This is a genomic window from Caballeronia sp. dw_19 (assembly GCF_018449515.1).
In the GTDB taxonomy this organism is placed as follows: domain Bacteria; phylum Pseudomonadota; class Gammaproteobacteria; order Burkholderiales; family Burkholderiaceae; genus Caballeronia.
The window spans coordinates 163,044-179,710 of the sequence record NZ_JAAVUQ010000010.1 but is presented as its reverse complement, the minus strand read 5'-3'; the positions used below and the strand labels follow the sequence as shown (position 1 = coordinate 179,710).

The window sequence follows — 16,667 nt, the reverse complement described above, 5'->3', positions numbered from 1 at the left end:
GACAATCTCCTAAAGCGAATACTGCGGCACTTGTGCGTACGCTACGCCAGCTTCCTTTCATTCAGATGGAAGCTGGGCGAACGGGTACGTCAGGCAGCCGGACTGATCTCCACACGCCGTGCTTCTCTCGCGTCAGCACCGCCCGTGATCGTTTCCGGCTTCTTCAAAATGATGCGGTCTTCCGCCACGCCCGCGGCCTTCAGCGCGTCGCGAACAGCCTGCGCACGCGTCTTCGCCAATTCGGCGTTCTTCGCGGCGGAGCCCGTTGCGTCGGTGAAACCCGACAGCGTCAGCTTCGCGTCCGGATGAGCCTTCGCGTAATCCGCTGCGGCCTGCACGGCGCTGGCGGCGTCGGCAGGCAATGCATCCTTGCCCGTCTCGAAATACACGCTCGCCGGCAACGAAGCCGCCGGAGCCGAAGCGTCCGACGCCGCGGCAGATGCCGGCGCTGCCGCACTGGCTGCTTCCGAACCACCCGCTGCACCGCTGGCCGCTGCATCCGAACCAGCCGCAGCGCCTGCGCCCGCCAGATGATCGCCGCCGGCGGGCATCTTGCCGTTACGTGCGTCGGCGACTTGCAGGGGTTGCAGGATGTCGCCCGTGTGGTTGCCCCAGGTATTGCGTTCGTACGTGATCACCGAAGCGATCTCGACGTCATTGAGCGTCGCGCCCCAGTTCGGCATCGCGCCCTTGCCCTTCAGCACAATGCTCACGTGGTCCGCGATCGGGCCATTGGCGATCTTGCTGCCATCGAGCGCCGGGAACTGACCAGCGCCCTTGCCGGTCGGCTGGTGGCAGACCGCGCAATTCGACGTATAGACCTGTGCGCCGCGCGCCTTCAGTTCGTCCATCGTGTAGGTCTTGTTCGGATCGTCCGCGCTGGCGGCCATTTTCTTCTTCTGGCCATCGACCCACGCCGTGTAGTCTTCAGCCGACAACACTTCGACCACGACCGGCATGTACGCGTGTTCCTTGCCGCACAACTCGGTACAGAAGCCGCGGAATGTGCCGATCTTCTCGGCCTTGAACCACGTGTCGCGCACGAAGCCGGGGATCGCGTCCTGCTTCACGCCGAACGCCGGGACGTACCACGAGTGGACGACGTCATTGGCTGTGGTGATGATGCGGATTTTCTTGTCGACCGGAACCACGAGCGGATTGTCGACTTCCTGGAGATACAGGTCCGTGATCGGCGTCTGGCCGTTCACTTCGCTACGCGGGGTAGAGAGCGTGGACAGGAAGTTGATGCCTTCGCCCTGCCCCTTCACGTAGTCGTAGCCCCACTTCCACTGATAACCGGTGACCTTCACGGTCAGGTCGGCGTTGGTGGTGTCTTTCATGGCGACGACGGCCTTCGTGGCCGGCAGCGCCATCAGCACGACGATCACGAACGGGACGATCGTCCAGATGATTTCGACGGTGGTGCTTTCGTGGAAATTCGAAGCCTTGTGTCCTTTCGACTTCCGGTGCATCAGGACCGAATAGAACATCACGCCGAACACGCCGAGGAAAATCACCGTGCAGATGATCAGCATGAACGTATGGAGGCCGTAGAGCTCTTCGGCGATCTTCGTCACCGGCGTCTGGAAGTTAAGTTCGTTAACTGCAGGACCGCCAGGACTGTCGTTGACCGCCAGGGCCGCGCCGGCGAACAGGAGTCCGCTTAACGCCAGCACGCCCGACAGGGCTCGCTTGATTGTTTTCATAGCTTCCTTACCCAAAATTTCCATTCAGACCCTCGACCCCCGTATGCACCCGTCCGACTCATGCATCGCCTCCCCTGGAAACGATCTACTCGGCGGCGCGTGTCGATGCGTGTGCCGCTTTGCTACATACTTCCCGCGTACTTTCCCTCTTGCTTCCCGGTTCCCGGTTCCGTGCTTTTTCGCGGAGCGCCGCCAACCGGACATCCTGAATGCGCCCAGCCGGCGCATCCTCAGACCGTCAACCGCAGCGCCTCAGCCATATCCGCAACTCGACGGCGAACTGCTTGCGACGATGCTGCGCCAGATGTATCCCGACCGGCACCGACTCCCCCCGGGACACCAGCTTCACCGGATCTCTCGGTGTTGCCCCCGGCTCGACTCTCACCCAGCGCGGATTGAACTCCCTCTGCGTGAGTGTTTCCGCGTCCATCCGCTCGATCAGCAGCCGGTCGTGAAACAGTAGAATCCGCTCGTAGTCGACAGCATGCCGCGCGTAAATGACGAACGCGATACCGACCGCCAGCAACTCGATACCCGTAAAAGGCAGCACCAGCCAAGCGCCCGCCCACACCAGCAAACTCGCGATCAGCAACGAAAACAGCGCAAGCGACACGTAGAACGCCACGAATTGCCGCGGCGAGACAGAACAGTTCCGCTTGATCAACCAGTCCTTTATGACCGGTTCGGTGTCCATCGGCAGATCCGTTGCTTGCATCGCCGTCTCCCGCGTTGGATTCCCGCGTCAGATTTGTCTCAACCGCGCCGCGTATTGCCCACCTGCTGCCAGCTTCCTGCACACCCTGCTGCCTACCTGTTGCCACTGCCAATCACTCAGGATGCGCCCAAAATCATGCCAGCCCGGCGACAAACTGACGCATTATAGGCGCGTTGCCCAGCATCCACAAGCAAGGTGGTGCACGCCGCAAAGCCAAGCCGCACAAGCCTCTGCGCCCTTTTGCCGCATCCTTTTGGATGCGTGTCAACACGCGTGATCGAGGAGTGGGAAAGGCTGTTTTGACTGGTTTACTTGCTCCGTTTTGAGCCTCGTCCTATGTCTTCGAGCCTCACAATACCGTGCCCTTCCGCCGTCATTCGCGGCACTGCCTTCCATGCGTGTCCATAGATCACTTCAAAGGTCAGCGGGATCGTGCCGTCCTCGCGGCGGCGCGCTTCAAGCGCCGTGTGAAGCGCGTCACGCAACGCGCGAGCATGCGTTTGCGGCGCGGCGTCACGCGGATAAGCACCCCAGCGGCGCACGTCTTTCAGCAGCGATTCCGGCGACTTGTACGTGATCGTCAGCACCTCCTGATCCATCACCGGAATCTCGAAGCCGCTCTCGACCAGCATGTCGCCGAGATCGTGCATATCGACGAATTCGATGGTGTGCCGCTGTGGCGCCAGGCCCAGTGATTTTTCCGCCTGCGCGTACGCGCCGCTGAGCTCTTTCAGTGTGTCGGGACCGAGCGTGCTGAACATCAGAAGGCCGTTCACCTTGAGCACACGCGCCCATTCGGGGAATACGAGGTCGGGCCGCGCATTCCAGTGCAGCGCGAGATTCGACCAGAGCATCTCGAACGCGCTTGCAACAAACGGCAGGTGAGCGAAGTCGCCCTGCGCCAGTTGCGGGCCGCGCGCGCCGAACGCCTTGCCCAGCGTGGCGGGAAGAAACCGGCGCCAGCCAGCGTTGGCTTCGGATTCGGCCATCTCGGCCTGGTTCGCCCGGGCCAGCATAGCCGCCGACAAGTCCATGCCGAGCACCGACGCATCGGCGAAACGCTCGCGCAGGCCGGCCAAGTCGGCGCCCATGCCGCAGCCCGCGTCGAGCACGCGCACCGGCGTTACCTTGATGTAGTCGAGCCGCTCGCGCATGCGCTGCGCGATCTCGCGCGGCAGGAACGCGACGTCATCGAACGTCGAGGCGCGACGGTCGAAAATTCGCTGCAGACGGCGCGAATCGTAGGCCGGACGGCCAGCGTTGGCAGGAGTTGGGGACATGACAACCTACTTTCTAAGAGTGCGAAGTATACTCGGTCGATTCCTGAAACGTTCAGCCAAACCAGACCGTGCAACGGTTCCGGCCGGTCCTCCTGAGCGCTCGCCCGCTCACTCGAGGCGGATTTTTGCGCTGCCACGCTTTCCCTGGATCGAACGTATGAAGCTACGGTTTGGTGTCCTTGGTGTCATATCGCGCGGTCCTGGCTCGCTGCGCGCGGCTTCTGCCACGGCCATGCAGCGGCTCGGCCAGATGCGCGACATCGCGTTGCCCAGTCAGTGCGCATTGTGTGGCAATTTGTCGCAGAAAGTATTGTGTGCTGGCTGCGATGAACAGTATTGGAACCAGACACGCACGCGTTGCCCGGTTTGTGCACTGCCCGTGCCGGTGCTTGCCGCGGCCTCGGCCGCATCTGCTGGCGTTAAAAGTGGCGCGCATTCACCTTGCAGGCGGTGTATTGCGGAGCCGCCGCATTTTGACGCGACCATCGCGCTGGCCGATTACCATGCGCCGCTCGATACACTCGCGCTTGATCTCAAGTTCCACGCGCGGCTGGCAACAGCCGACGAGTTTGCGCGCCAGTTGCACGCCGCATTCGAGAGTACCAACGCGGCGGCACCGGATGTCGTCGCTCCTGTGCCGCTGTCGCCACGGCGCCTGAGGACGCGCGGTTACAACCAGGCGTGGTCGATCGGGAAACCGCTTGCGCGCCGGCTCGGCTCGTTGGCTGACGCAACGCTGATCGGGCGTATCAGGGACACGGCGCCGCAAGCAAAGCTCGATCTCGATACACGGCGCACAAACGTCGGCAATGCGTTCACGGTGCTGCGCGAGATACGCGGCCAGCACGTGGCAATTGTCGATGACGTCATGACCTCCGGCGCCACACTCGACGCGCTGGCCTTTACGCTGAAAGCCGCCGGCGCGCGGCGTGTCACCAACTTCGTCGCGCTGCGCACGCCGCAAGACTAATTTTCACGAGTTATCGCTTATGTTCAATGTCGTACTGGTCGAACCTGAAATTCCGCCGAACACCGGCAACGTGATCCGGCTATGCGCCAATACCGGCGCCCGCCTGCATTTGATCGAACCGCTCGGTTTCCCGCTCGACGACGCCAAGATGCGCCGCGCCGGCCTCGACTACCACGAGTATGCGCAGATGCATGTCCATGCGAACTGGGCGGCATTCCTCGAAACCGAGGCGCCCGACGTGAGCCGCATGTTTGCGTTCACCACGCGCGGCTCCACGCCATTTTTCGGGCATACGTTCAGGGCGGGTGACTGGTTCGTCTTCGGCGCGGAAACCCGGGGCTTGTCGGACACGGTGCTCACGCAGTTCACGAATGACCGGCGCGTGCGCTTGCCTATGCGGCCGGGGAACAGGAGTTTGAATTTATCGAATACGGTAGCGGTCGTGACGTTCGAAGCATGGCGTCAGACAGGGTTCGAGGGCGGTGAATAAATGATCTCCGGCGCAGTCTTCCTGCGCCGGAGATCCCTCACTCTGCTTTTGCATCGCGGCTCAATAACGCGTGAACGGCGTCACGCGGCGCGACATTTTCGAATAACACGCGACACACGGCGTGTGTGATCGGCATGTCGATGCCATGAGTCTCCGCCAGCGCCAGCACGGCCCGCGCGCATCTTACGCCCTCGGCCACATGGCCAAGCGCCGCGAGGATGTCGGTGAGCGAACGGCCTGTTGCCAATTGCATGCCGACCGTGCGATTGCGCGACAAATCTCCCGTCGCCGTGAGAATCAGGTCGCCGAGCCCGGTCAGGCCGGTGAAGGTTTCCGCGCGCCCGCCTAATGCCACGCCGAGGCGTGACATCTCGGCCAGTCCGCGCGTAATCAGCGCTGCCCGGGCGTTGAGGCCCAGGCCAAGGCCGTCGGCAATGCCGGTTGCAATGGCCAGCACGTTCTTCACCGCGCCGCCCACTTCCACGCCGATCACGTCGTCGCCGGTATAAATGCGCATGGCGCCGTGATGAAACGCGGCAACGGTGCGCTCGCCGAGCGTTGCCGACGCGCTCGCGACTGTCAGCGCCACCGGCAAACCCTGCCCGACTTCACGCGCGAAGCTCGGTCCGGAAAGCGTGCCGTTGCTCGCGTGCTGCGGCAATTCGGCCGCCACCACCTCGTTCGGCAGGCATTGCGTGTCGGCTTCGAAGCCTTTGCACAACCAGACGATATGCGCCGGAACTATATCCAGTTCGCGCATGTTGCGGCATAACGCGCGCAAGCCCGCGACCGGTGCTGCAACCACGCACAGCGCGTCTTCCGCCGCGCCGTAGGCCAGCGCTGAAAAGAGGTCAGCGTCGTACTGAAGCGCTGCGGGCAGCGTTATGCCGCGCAGATAGCGCTCGTTTTCATGCGTTTGGGACAGTGACTCGATGAGCGCGCGATCGCGCGCCCAGAGCACCGTAGAGTGGCGAGTGGCCAGATGGCCAGCCAGTGCGGTGCCCCACGCACCGGCGCCGAGAACGGCTACTTGCATGCCCGGCTCCGGAATATGCGGGATTTAGTTCAGCGTCGCGCCGTTGGCCACGCCTTCCTGAGCTGCCGACAACTGCGAAATACGTTGTTCGTACAGCGCCTGGAAGTTGATCTCGGCGAGGTGGATCGGCGGGAAACCGGCGCGGGTGATGGCGTCGGCAATGTTCGAGCGCAGGTACGGGAACAGGATGGTCGGGCACGCAATGCCGACCAGCGGATCGATTTGATCGGCGGGAATGTTGCGGATATCGAAAATACCGGCTTGCTTGGCTTCGATCAGGAACGCGACCTTGTCGGTCACCTTCGCGGTCACGGTGCCCGTTACCAGCACTTCGAACACGCTTTCCGCCAGGCGCTCGGCCTTCACGTCCACTTCCACTTCCACCGACGGCATTTCCTGCTCAAGGAAGATGCCCGGCGAATTGGGCTGCTCGAGCGACATGTCCTTCAAGTAGATGCGCTGGATGTTGAAGAACGGCTGGTTGTTGTCGTCAGACATGGTTGATTCCCTTGATTATTTAATGTGCCACCCGCGGCTTTTCCGGTTTTTTCCGGCTGAAAACCGCAGGCGGCGTAATTGCGCAGCGAATACATTCAGGCCGACGCGCCCGGCCTGATGATCCGCTGCTTGTTCAGGCGGCCTCGAGCAGCGGCACCAGGCCGCCTTTGCGATCGAGCGCGGACAGATCGTCGTAACCGCCAACATGCGTCTCACCGATAAATACCTGTGGCACCGTACGGCGCCCCGTACGCGTCATCATTTCTTCACGCCGCGCCGGATCACGGTCGATCAGCACCTTCTCGACGTTTTCCACGCCGCGCGACTTTAGTAGACGTTCGGCCATCTGGCAATACGGGCACACCTGCGTGCTGTACATGATCACTTTATTCACTTTACCGCTCCTTGTTTCACGACCGGCATGCCGGCTTTTTGCCAGGCATCCAGCCCGCCCTGCAATACGTGGACTTCGGCGTAACCGGCATCGCTCACGATCTGGCTCGCCTTCTGCGACTGTTGGCCGGTCTGACACACGAGCAAGACCGGATTGCTCTTATTCTTCGCGATCTGGCCAATTTTTGCTTGAAGCTCCGAAATCTCGAAGTTTCGCGCCGCCGGCAGATGCCCCTTCGAATACTCGGTGGCCGGCCGCACGTCGATCACGGAGGCGTTACGCCGGTTGATCAGTTGAACGGCCTCGGGAGCGGAAACACTTCCGCGGCCGCGCCGGACAATCGTCGGCCAAAGCAGCAACCCACCAGAAATGAGGGCGACGGCGATAAGAACAAGGTTGGTGTAATCGGTGAAAAACTTCACGTCGGGACCGCCGGATTGGGAGTGTGGAAAAATGAAAGGTCGAAAAAAATCGGGACAATCCACCCATTATAAAATAACCGTCCTCCGCGATGGCCTCGGCCAATCGGCTGAGTTGCGCCAGAACGCGTTGCCGCACAGAATCGATGCCAGTTTCCAGCTTTTTTGCCGCTTCCTAACTAACCGACCTCTCAACGGACATCATGTACAAGCTAGTGCTCATCCGCCACGGCGAATCCACGTGGAACAAGGAAAACCGATTCACAGGCTGGGTCGACGTCGACCTGACAGAACAAGGCATTCGTGAGGCCCAGCAGGCCGGCGTGCTGCTGAAGGAAGCCGGCTTCAGCTTTGACCTGGCTTACACTTCGGTGCTCAAGCGCGCGATCCGCACGCTCTGGCACGTGCAGGACCAGATGGACGAAATGTACTTGCCAGTCGTCCATTCGTGGCGGTTGAACGAGCGGCATTATGGTGCGCTCGCCGGTCTGAACAAGGCCGAGACCGCGAAGAAATACGGTGACGAGCAAGTGCTGATCTGGCGCAGAAGCTACGACACGCCGCCGCCTGCACTCGATCCGTCCGACGAACGCACGTCGTTCAACGACCCTCGCTATGCAAGAGTGCCGCGCGAGCAGTTGCCGTTGACCGAGTGCCTGAAGGACACGGTCGCCCGCGTCATGCCCATCTGGAACGAATCCATTGCGCCGGCCGTCAAGTCGGGCAAGCGTGTGCTGATTGCCGCCCACGGCAACTCCATGCGCGCACTGATCAAGTATCTGGACGATATTTCCGACAACGACATCGTCGGCCTGAACGTCCCGAACGGCGTGCCGCTCGTGTATGAACTCGACGAAAACCTGAAGCCGATCAAGCACTATTATCTCGGCGACCCGGAAGCAATCGCCAAGGCGCAGGCGGCGGTCGCGAAACAAGGGAAGGCGGGTTAAGGGTTTTTGTTTCGAGAATGGCTGACGGTTGCGGGTGCTCTAATCCGGCATTCGTGACCGTTGGCTTGAGCATGGCCGGGGGGTTTCTCGTGTGCACGTCGCTCGTGGTGCTCACCGGATGTATCGTTCAGAGGGAGCAGCCGTGCGAGTTCGCTTCCCGCTTGCGTACGGTACCCGTGATTTATGCGCCTTTCGGAGCGGCTTTAAGGCAACGGCAACTCTCGTGCTCGCGTTTGCGGCCGGCACAGGCCGGTTTTTGCCAGCATCCGCGCAAGCGCGCCGACTCCCCGTTCCTCCGCCTCAGCGCTTATCGCCCGAACGCGCGAAAATAAGCCGTCCGATCTCGCGCGTTGCGAATCCCCTTAATCCGGGCCCGACATTTGCGGACGGACACTGGTTTTGAAACCATCACGCATAAAAAGAACCCGCCCATTCATTTCCCGGCGAAACCCTTTAAGCTGCGTTTAAGTTGTGGTCCGGGGCTTGCAGTTATACTGCCCAGTCAACCACGACGCAGCCTAATCCGCTTTCGACCGCAACAGACTCTATGCGAAAGAACCTGAAAAACATCGGCCTGATCGCCGCGGGCCTTGCTACCGGCGTATTTGCAACGCTGCAACTCTCCGCATCCGCCCAGCAAGCCGCCACCGCGCCTCTCCCGCTCGATCAATTGCGGTTGTTTGCCGAAGTATTCGGGCAAATCAAGCATGAATACGTCGAGCCGGTCGACGATAAAAAGCTTCTCACCGCGGCTATCAAGGGCATGGTATCGAGCCTCGATCCGCATTCGTCATATCTAGACAAAACCGATTACGAAGAGCTTCAGGAGCAGACCAAGGGTCGCTTCGCGGGTCTCGGTATCGAGATTTCGGCGGAAGATGGCTTGATCAAGGTGATCTCGCCTATTGAAGATACGCCGGCGTTCCACGCCGGCATTCGTCCGGGCGACCTGATCACGCGCATCAACGACAAGCCGGTACGCGGCATGACGCTGGATAACGCCGTCAAGCAAATGCGCGGCGATCCGGGCACCAAGGTCACGCTGACCATCTTCCGCAAGACCGACGACCGGACCTTCCCGGTCACGGTGACGCGCGCGATCATCCAGGTGCAGAGCGTGAAGATGAAGATTCCGGCGCCGGGTTACGGCTACATCCGGATCACGAGCTTCCAGGAACGCACCGTGCCGGATCTCGCCGCAAAGCTGCAAGATCTCGCGCGCCAGCAGCCGGACCTGAAGGGCCTCGTGCTTGACCTGCGTAACAACGGCGGCGGTTTGCTGCAGAGCGCGGTCGGCGTGGCCGGTGCGTTCCTGCCGGATAACGCCGTGGTGGTGTCGACGAATGGGCAAATCGCGGACGCGAAGCAAACCTTCCGCGATACGTACGACAACTATCGCCTGCCGTCCTTCGACTCCGATCCGCTGAAGAACCTGCCGGAAATCTTCAAGAAAGTACCCATGGTCGTGTTGACCAATGCGTACTCGGCGTCGGCTTCCGAGATTGTCGCGGGTGCGCTGCAGGATCATCATCGCGCGTTGATTGTTGGCAAGACCACGTTCGGCAAGGGCTCGGTACAGACCGTCCGGCCAATGACCGCCGACACCGCGCTGCGTCTGACCACCGCGTATTACTACACGCCGAGCGGCAGGTCGATCCAGAACAAGGGTATCCGCCCGGACGTTCCGGTCGACCAATACGCTGAGGGTGATCCGGACGACGCGCTCGTCACGCGTGAAGTGGATTATTCGAACCACCTGGCCAATACGCAGGATCCGAACGAGAAGAAGGAACAGGACGCGCGCGAAGCGGACCGGCTCGAGCAACTGCGGATTCTTGAAGAGCAGAACGACAAGAAGACGCCGGAGCAACGCCGTAAGGATCGGGAGCGCAAGCCTGTCGATTTCGGCACCGCCGATGACTTCATGCTCGCGCAAGCGCTGAACAAGCTGGAAGGCAAACCGGTGCAGGAATCGAAGTCTTATTCCGAAAGGAAACTGGCGCAGGATAAGCCGGCTCCCTCGGCTTCGGCTCCTATTGCTGTCAAACCCGCGTTGCCGGTTACGCCAGGGGCGAATGCAACTCCGGCCTCCGATGTGCCGGGTGCCGATGCCACGCCGGCGCCCGCGTCTGCACCGGTGCCCGCTTCGGCTACACAGTAAGTTTGGTCCCGGAATCAGTGGGCGCAGGCTCGATAGCCTCGCCCACTGATTCAGCAGTAACCAGCAACGAATTCACGTTACCGTCCTCCGGCACACCATAGGTGCCGCGCCAGTCTTATTCCCCCGTTGCGCTCCCGGTTCCACCTCAGCATCCTGTGATTGTCTGGGACCGGAGTAAGTGCTCTGCCCCAACGCCCCTCGACACGCGATTAAAATAGCGCTTTCGCGACCGCGCGCCTGTTTCGTGCTCTCAGGTATTTCGGTCGTAGCCTACTTGAGCGCTCGATGAACGACGATCAGCTTCTCCGCTATTCCCGCCACATCCTCGTCGATGAAATCGGCATTGAAGCGCAGCAGCGCTTTCTCGATGCGCACGCCATCATCATTGGTGCGGGTGGGCTCGGGTCTCCGGCAGCGATGTATCTGGCGGCGGCGGGTGTCGGCGAGATCACGCTGGTCGACGCCGATTCCGTCGATCTCACCAATCTCCAGCGCCAGATCCTGCACGTGAGCGCATCGGTCGGTGAATCGAAGGTGGATTCGGCCCGTCATACACTCGCCGCCCTCAATCCCGGCGTGAAGGTCAATACCGTCGCCATCCGCGCCGACAAGGACTGGCTCAACACGCACGTCCCGCGCGCCTCCGTCGTCCTCGATTGCACCGATAACTTCGCCACGCGCCACGCGATCAACGCCGCCTGTTTCGCCCACGGCATCCCGCTTGTCTCCGGTGCCGCGCTGCGCTTCGACGGCCAGATCAGTACCTTCGACTTCCGCTCCTCCGAATCACCCTGCTACGCATGCGTGTTCCCGCCGGACGAAGCGTTCGAGGAAGTCGCGTGCTCGACCATGGGCGTCTTCTCGCCGACGGTCGGCATTATCGGGACGATGCAAGCAGCAGAGGCGTTACGCGTGATCGGTGGGTTCGGTACGACGCTGCAAGGCCGCCTGATGATGCTCGATTCGCTGCGCATGGAGTGGAACACGATGCGGATCGCGCGGCAGGCGGATTGCGTGGTGTGCGCCGGACGAACGACCCTTTTCGCGAAAAGTAATCCTGTTATTTAAGAATTATCGGGTTCAGTAGGACGTGCAACAGGTCTACTCTGAGCGCCCGTTTTCAACGATAACAACAAATGATCGAGAATGCGACGGCCCGTAATCGCGGCGGACCCCAAATGGAAGGCGGCCCTGCGCTTCCTGTGCTTGAGGGCCCCGAAGGCATTTTTTTCGATTTTAATTACGGTTGCCGCGTGCAGGTTCCTGTCAGCGGCTGGCGGGTTCGGATGAGCGACCTCGACACGTTCAACGTGTTGATGGATGAAACGGTCGAAGCCCACTCCGTGGTTGCGAGCGTTCGCAAATACTTCGTGCGGTTTCTCCTGGAAGTGTTCGACGGTGACAGGCTCGTTTTTACCCACGCCTTCAATGCCCAAGGGAAAAACGTGCGGCTCTGTATGGATCCCTGGGCGCTAGGCGACTCAATCGCATGGATTCCGGTCATTGATGCGTTTCGTGAACAGCATTCCTGCGAGCTCTATGCGCCGATGGGCGAGCATTTGCAGCCACTGTTCCGGGCCGGCTATCCGCATCTTCATCTGGCGACCGAGGAGCAACTTGCGCAGCGGACCGAACCGGATTACGCCAGCTATTATTTCGGGCTCATGTTTCCCCTCTCTGAGCGCGACCATCAACCAACCGACCCGCGTATCAGCTGCATGCAGGATACCGTCTCGTATTTGCTCGGCGTCCCTTGTCGGGAACGCAAGCCGAATCTGATCATTGCCGACACGGCGCGCGTCATTCCCGGGAAGTACGTGTGCATCGGAACGCAATCGACGGCGCAACACAAGTATTGGAATAATCCGGCCGGCTGGCCCACGTTGATCAATTACTTGAAATCGCTAGGTTACCGGGTAATGTGCATAGACCGCTATTGGCAGTTCGGCAACGATGTCAACATCAATACCATGCCGGCTGAGGCAGAGGATTGCACCGGCAACTACACGTTGCAAGCACGTGCGAGCCAGTTACTGCACGCCGATTTTTTTATCGGACTAGGGAGCGGATTATCGTGGCTCGCATGGGCTGTTGGCATTCCAGTCGTCATGATCAGCGGTTTCTCCCATCCTTCCACAGAGTTTCGGACCCCGTATCGGGTGATCAACTTTCACGTGTGCAACAGCTGTTTCAACGACACCGCCATAGAGCTCCATCCCGAAGTTTTCGCACAATGCCCGCGCTGGCGAGACGATCCACGACCGTTTCAGTGCACGACATCAATCACGCCACAATCTGTCATGCGGATTGTTGACAGGCTGATTCGCGATCAGCACGCCGCGCTCGCGGCGTCAATGTCCGTCGACGAATAAACGCCCCGTCTCAAATTTAAGAGTTCTCCAATTTTCCTAAGCGCCGGGCCAGCTTATCTTGGCCACTACGCTTTTGACGCAATTGGAGAGACACATGAACGAGACCGAAACCCAGCACACTCAACGCGGCAGGACCGAAACCGAATTCGCTCAGCCCGGCATCCCGGTGATGACCGGACCCGAAGGCATCCTCTACGATTTTAATTACGGCTGCCGCGTGCAAGTGCCTGTAGATGGCTGGCACGTCAGGATGACCGACCTGGACACGTTCAATGTCCTGCTGGACGAAGCTGTCGAAGCCAACGCGGTGATCACTAGCAGACGCAAATATTTCGTGCGTTTCCTGCTGGAAGTACTCGATGGCCAGCGGCTCGTGTTCTCTCACGCATTCGATGCAACGAACCAGAAAGTTCGACTACGCATGAAACCACTCGCGCTGGGCGATTCGCTCGCATGGCTGCCGGTTATTGATGCATTCCGCGAACAACACCAATGCGAGCTATATATGCCGCTGCCCGAGCATTTGCAGCCGCTTTTTCGAGACGGTTATCCGCATTTGCACATCGCAACAGACGCCGGACTCGATAGCCGGGACGACACGTACTACGCTACATATTACCTCGGCCTGCTAAAGCCATTCTCTGAACGCGACCATCAGCCCACCGATCCGCGCGTGAGCAACATGCAGGACATGATGGCGTATCTGCTGGGCGTGCCGTGTCAGGAACGCAAGCCGAATGTGGTTATCGCGGACAAGACGCGCACGATTGCCGAACGTTACGTATGCATAGCAACGCAATCAACGGCGCAATGCAAGTACTGGAACAACCCGCGCGGCTGGTCGACACTGATCAAGCATCTGAAGACACTCGGTTACAGAGTGCTATGCATTGACCGCGACAAACAGTACGGTAACGCGAAGCACATGAACGTAATGCCAGAAGGCGCCGAGGATTTCACCGGCAATCGGCCGTTGCAGGAACGCATGAGCCTGTTGCATCACGCGGATTTTTTTATCGGATTGGGAAGCGGACTGTCGTGGCTCGCATGGGCCGCAGGCACGCCTGTGGTCATGATCAGCGGCTTCTCGCATCCGTCGACCGAGTTCCGCACGCCGTATCGCGTGATCAACTTTCACGCCTGCAATAGCTGCTTCAACGACATGACCGCCGAGTTCGATGCCCACGATTTCGCCTGGTGCCCCCGCCGCTTCGACAAACCGCAGCCGTTTCAATGCACCGCTGTCATCACGCCTGAGTTCGTGATGCGCGTGGTCGATAAACTCATCGCCGAACGCGGCCTCGCTCAGACCTTCTGAAGCACCGCCAGCGCGGCGAGCAACTCTGCGGGTTCGTACGCGGCAAGCACGTCCGCGACCGGCTTTTGCAACGCCTTCAAGTCCGCCCGCAGGATCTCCTGCTTGACCACGAGCAACTGGCTTGGGTGCATCGAAAACTCGGTGAGGCCCATGCCGAGCAGCAGGCGTGTCACGGTCGGGTCGCCGGCCATTTCACCGCACACCGAAACCGGGACGCCCGCAGCTTTCGCTTCGCGCAGCGTGAACGCGATCAAGTGCAAAACCGCGGGATGCAACGGGTCATACAGATGCGCGACGGCGTTATCCGCGCGATCGATTGCAAGCGTGTACTGGATCAGGTCGTTGGTCCCGATCGACAGGAAATCCAGCCGCTTCAGGAACAGCCGCACGGCAATCGCGGCCGCCGGAATCTCGATCATCGCGCCGACCTGAATGTTGCGATCATAGTCGATACCCGCATCGTCAAGCTGGCGCTTCGCCTCGTGAATCAGGTCGAGCGTCTGGTCGATTTCCTGCGCATGCGCGAGCATCGGGATCAGGATCTTCGCGTGGCCAAACGCCGATGCCCGCAAGATAGCCCGCAATTGCGTCATGAACATCTGCGGCTCGGACAAGCTCCAGCGGATTGCCCGCAGACCCAGCGCCGGGTTCTGCGCGGTCTCGTAACCGTCGCCACCGCCCATGGATTCAAGCGGCTTGTCCGCACCCACGTCGATCGTGCGAATGGTCACCGGCCGGCCCTTCATCAATTCGATCGCGCGCCGGTAGGCCGCAAATTGCTCTTCTTCTTCCGGCAACTCGTCCTTGTAATTCATGAACAGGAACTCGCTGCGGAACAGGCCCACGCCCATCGCGCCTGCATCGAGCGCGGTCTTGGCGTCGTCGGGTAATTCGATGTTCGCGCACAAGTCGATCTTGGTGCCGTCCAACGTTTGCGTCGGCGAGAACTTGAGGCGTTGCAACTTGCGCTGCTCAAGCACCTTTTCGCTCTGCCGGTACGAATACTCTTCCAGCACGATCGGCGCGGGATCGACGATCACAATGCCGTGATCCCCATCCACAATGATCAAGTCGTTCTGCCGGATCAAGGCACTCGCCTGCTGCACGCCGACCGACGCCGGAATACCCAGGCTACGCGCCACGATAGCCGTATGCGACGTGCGGCCGCCGAGATCCGTCACGAAACCCTTGAATGCCTGGGTCTTGAACTGCAGCATGTCGGCGGGCGCGATGTCGTGGGCGACCACGATCATGTCGTTGTGCCCATTGGTCGCCGCGCCATCCACGACGAGCGTAGCGGTGGACGGTGCGCCGGCCAGCGCCTTCAGCACGCGCTCCACGACTTGCTGGATATCGGCCTTGCGTTCGCGTAAGTATTCGTCTTCGATATCGTCGAAATGGCGGCTCAGGATTTCAAGCTGCTCGGTCAGCGCCCACTCCACGTTGTAGCGGCGCGTACGGACGAGATCGATGGTTTCGTGAACGAGCATGGCGTCGTTCAGGATCATGGAATGGACGTTGATAAACGCGCCCATTTCGCTGGGGGCATCCGCAGCCAGATCGTCGCGCAAGGCGTCCAGCTCCGCGTGCACCTGCGCTTGCGCCGTATGAAAGCGTTCAATTTCACTGTCGATGCGATCCGGTTCGACCAGATAGTGATCGACATCGAGTGCAGCCGCCGCGATCAGATACGCGCGGCCGATGGCGATACCGCGCGAAACGGGAATTCCATGCAGCGTGAACGACACGCGCACCTCTCTCTAGTTATGGGTGTGGCTCGCGGTTTTGTCGACCACCGGCTGGCGATGCGATCCGCGCACCATTATAAATTCGAACGCGATTTGGCACGCTTTGCGCTGCAGCAAGTTTCTGTCACAAAATGACGCAGTTTGTTGCGCCGCGTGTCAGCGCCATGTCCACGGGCACAAAAAAAGCCGCGTCAATGCGCGGCTTTTTCTCAGTGCTGCAGGCAGGACAACGTCATTGTCCTTCGCCAAATTTATCTGCGATGAGCGCAAGGATGCCCTTCATGGCTTCTGCTTCGTCGGAGCCTTCGGTTTCGATTGTTACCGTACTGCCGATTCCCGCCGCGAGCATCATCACGCCCATGATGCTTTTCGCGTTGATCCGGCGGCCGTTGCGGCTCATCCAGATCTCGCATTGAAAGTTTCCCGCCAGTTGTGTGAGCTTGGCTGAAGCACGCGCGTGCAGCCCCAGCTTGTTCACGATAGTTGTTTCCTGTTGCAGCATGATGCTCCGGGCGCTAGGTGAGAGGGCTGACGCGATGCAGCTGGGTCAATGCTTTTTAACGATCTTCTTAACGTGCGGCCAATGTGCCGTCAGCGGAGCAACTTAACG

The 16,667-nt window shown here is 60.4% G+C and carries 16 protein-coding genes; 7 read left to right on the top strand and 9 right to left on the bottom strand.

From position 1 onward, the window contains the following. Positions 1–89: 89 nt before the first annotated feature. The 3 genes from coxB to HB376_RS16590 all read right to left on the bottom strand — a co-directional run bounded on the left by coxB (position 90) and on the right by HB376_RS16590 (position 3,701). Positions 90–1,730: a cytochrome c oxidase subunit II gene (coxB, locus tag HB376_RS16600; protein WP_213764749.1), complete on the bottom strand. Its 1,641-nt coding sequence runs from the start codon at positions 1,728–1,730 to the stop codon at positions 90–92. Positions 1,731–1,944: 214 nt separating this feature from the next. Beyond that, positions 1,945–2,421 (bottom strand): DUF2244 domain-containing protein, encoded by a 477-nt coding sequence (locus tag HB376_RS16595; RefSeq protein WP_213764748.1) that lies wholly within the window; start codon positions 2,419–2,421, stop codon positions 1,945–1,947. Positions 2,422–2,729: 308 nt separating this feature from the next. Continuing rightward, the gene (locus HB376_RS16590) at positions 2,730–3,701 is read right to left on the bottom strand and encodes a methyltransferase domain-containing protein (RefSeq protein WP_213764747.1); all 972 of its coding nucleotides are present in this window, start codon (positions 3,699–3,701) and stop codon (positions 2,730–2,732) included. Positions 3,702–3,933: 232 nt separating this feature from the next. Between HB376_RS16590 and HB376_RS16585 the strand changes: the two genes are divergently transcribed. Further along, positions 3,934–4,671: a ComF family protein gene (locus HB376_RS16585; protein WP_213764811.1), complete on the top strand. Its 738-nt coding sequence runs from the start codon at positions 3,934–3,936 to the stop codon at positions 4,669–4,671. Between the two features lie 19 nt (positions 4,672–4,690). Continuing rightward, entirely contained in the window at positions 4,691–5,161 is a 471-nt protein-coding gene (gene trmL / locus HB376_RS16580; protein ID WP_213764746.1) for a tRNA (uridine(34)/cytosine(34)/5-carboxymethylaminomethyluridine(34)-2'-O)-methyltransferase TrmL, read from the top strand. Between the two features lie 37 nt (positions 5,162–5,198). On the opposite strand, the gene HB376_RS16575 is transcribed toward trmL, so the two are convergent. The 4 genes from HB376_RS16575 to HB376_RS16560 form a co-directional block, all read right to left on the bottom strand. Further along, positions 5,199–6,197, bottom strand: coding sequence for an NAD(P)H-dependent glycerol-3-phosphate dehydrogenase (locus tag HB376_RS16575; protein WP_213764745.1), 999 nt, complete (start codon positions 6,195–6,197; stop codon positions 5,199–5,201). Positions 6,198–6,221: 24 nt separating this feature from the next. Next, positions 6,222–6,695 (bottom strand): protein-export chaperone SecB, encoded by a 474-nt coding sequence (gene secB / locus HB376_RS16570; protein ID WP_089165294.1) that lies wholly within the window; start codon positions 6,693–6,695, stop codon positions 6,222–6,224. A gap of 133 nt (positions 6,696–6,828) precedes the next feature. Beyond that, positions 6,829–7,089 carry a glutaredoxin 3 gene (gene grxC, locus HB376_RS16565; protein WP_158937140.1) on the bottom strand — a complete coding sequence of 87 codons (261 nt, stop codon included), beginning with the start codon at positions 7,087–7,089 and terminating at the stop codon, positions 6,829–6,831. Then, positions 7,086–7,511 carry a rhodanese-like domain-containing protein gene (locus HB376_RS16560; protein ID WP_213764744.1) on the bottom strand — a complete coding sequence of 142 codons (426 nt, stop codon included), beginning with the start codon at positions 7,509–7,511 and terminating at the stop codon, positions 7,086–7,088. The genes grxC and HB376_RS16560 overlap by 4 nt, the downstream gene beginning before the upstream one ends. A 200-nt stretch (positions 7,512–7,711) precedes the next feature. Between HB376_RS16560 and gpmA the strand changes: the two genes are divergently transcribed. From gpmA to HB376_RS16535, 5 genes are all read left to right on the top strand, one after another. Continuing rightward, positions 7,712–8,458, top strand: a complete 747-nt coding sequence (gpmA, locus tag HB376_RS16555) for a 2,3-diphosphoglycerate-dependent phosphoglycerate mutase (RefSeq protein ID WP_213764743.1) — start codon at positions 7,712–7,714, stop codon at positions 8,456–8,458. 547 nt (positions 8,459–9,005) lie between these two features. Beyond that, entirely contained in the window at positions 9,006–10,619 is a 1,614-nt protein-coding gene (locus tag HB376_RS16550) for a S41 family peptidase (RefSeq protein ID WP_213764742.1), read from the top strand. 285 nt (positions 10,620–10,904) lie between these two features. After that, complete coding sequence (gene moeB / locus HB376_RS16545; RefSeq protein WP_213764741.1) at positions 10,905–11,687, top strand: molybdopterin-synthase adenylyltransferase MoeB; 783 nt, start codon at positions 10,905–10,907, stop codon at positions 11,685–11,687. Between the two features lie 68 nt (positions 11,688–11,755). Then, a complete protein-coding gene (locus tag HB376_RS16540; protein ID WP_213764740.1) occupies positions 11,756–12,991 on the top strand; it encodes an autotransporter strand-loop-strand O-heptosyltransferase in 1,236 nt (411 codons plus the stop codon). Between the two features lie 94 nt (positions 12,992–13,085). After that, positions 13,086–14,309: an autotransporter strand-loop-strand O-heptosyltransferase gene (locus HB376_RS16535; RefSeq protein ID WP_213764739.1), complete on the top strand. Its 1,224-nt coding sequence runs from the start codon at positions 13,086–13,088 to the stop codon at positions 14,307–14,309. On the opposite strand, the gene ptsP is transcribed toward HB376_RS16535, so the two are convergent. Further along, positions 14,297–16,057: a phosphoenolpyruvate--protein phosphotransferase gene (gene ptsP, locus HB376_RS16530; protein WP_213764738.1), complete on the bottom strand. Its 1,761-nt coding sequence runs from the start codon at positions 16,055–16,057 to the stop codon at positions 14,297–14,299. The genes HB376_RS16535 and ptsP overlap by 13 nt on opposite strands. A 232-nt stretch (positions 16,058–16,289) precedes the next feature. Next, complete coding sequence (locus tag HB376_RS16525) at positions 16,290–16,559, bottom strand: HPr family phosphocarrier protein (RefSeq protein WP_031364349.1); 270 nt, start codon at positions 16,557–16,559, stop codon at positions 16,290–16,292. Between the last annotated feature and the right edge of the window lie 108 nt (positions 16,560–16,667).

Coding starts and splice junctions, on each gene's coding strand:
- secB (WP_089165294.1), bottom strand. CDS start 6,695: ATGTCTGACGACAACAACCAGCCGTTCTTCAACATCCAGCGCATCTAC.
- HB376_RS16575 (WP_213764745.1), bottom strand. CDS start 6,197: ATGCAAGTAGCCGTTCTCGGCGCCGGTGCGTGGGGCACCGCACTGGCT.
- gpmA (WP_213764743.1), top strand. CDS start 7,712: ATGTACAAGCTAGTGCTCATCCGCCACGGCGAATCCACGTGGAACAAG.
- trmL (WP_213764746.1), top strand. CDS start 4,691: ATGTTCAATGTCGTACTGGTCGAACCTGAAATTCCGCCGAACACCGGC.
- HB376_RS16535 (WP_213764739.1), top strand. CDS start 13,086: ATGAACGAGACCGAAACCCAGCACACTCAACGCGGCAGGACCGAAACC.
- HB376_RS16595 (WP_213764748.1), bottom strand. CDS start 2,421: ATGCAAGCAACGGATCTGCCGATGGACACCGAACCGGTCATAAAGGAC.
- coxB (WP_213764749.1), bottom strand. CDS start 1,730: ATGGAAATTTTGGGTAAGGAAGCTATGAAAACAATCAAGCGAGCCCTG.
- HB376_RS16540 (WP_213764740.1), top strand. CDS start 11,756: ATGATCGAGAATGCGACGGCCCGTAATCGCGGCGGACCCCAAATGGAA.
- HB376_RS16525 (WP_031364349.1), bottom strand. CDS start 16,559: ATGCTGCAACAGGAAACAACTATCGTGAACAAGCTGGGGCTGCACGCG.
- HB376_RS16590 (WP_213764747.1), bottom strand. CDS start 3,701: ATGTCCCCAACTCCTGCCAACGCTGGCCGTCCGGCCTACGATTCGCGC.
- moeB (WP_213764741.1), top strand. CDS start 10,905: ATGAACGACGATCAGCTTCTCCGCTATTCCCGCCACATCCTCGTCGAT.
- HB376_RS16585 (WP_213764811.1), top strand. CDS start 3,934: ATGCAGCGGCTCGGCCAGATGCGCGACATCGCGTTGCCCAGTCAGTGC.
- HB376_RS16550 (WP_213764742.1), top strand. CDS start 9,006: ATGCGAAAGAACCTGAAAAACATCGGCCTGATCGCCGCGGGCCTTGCT.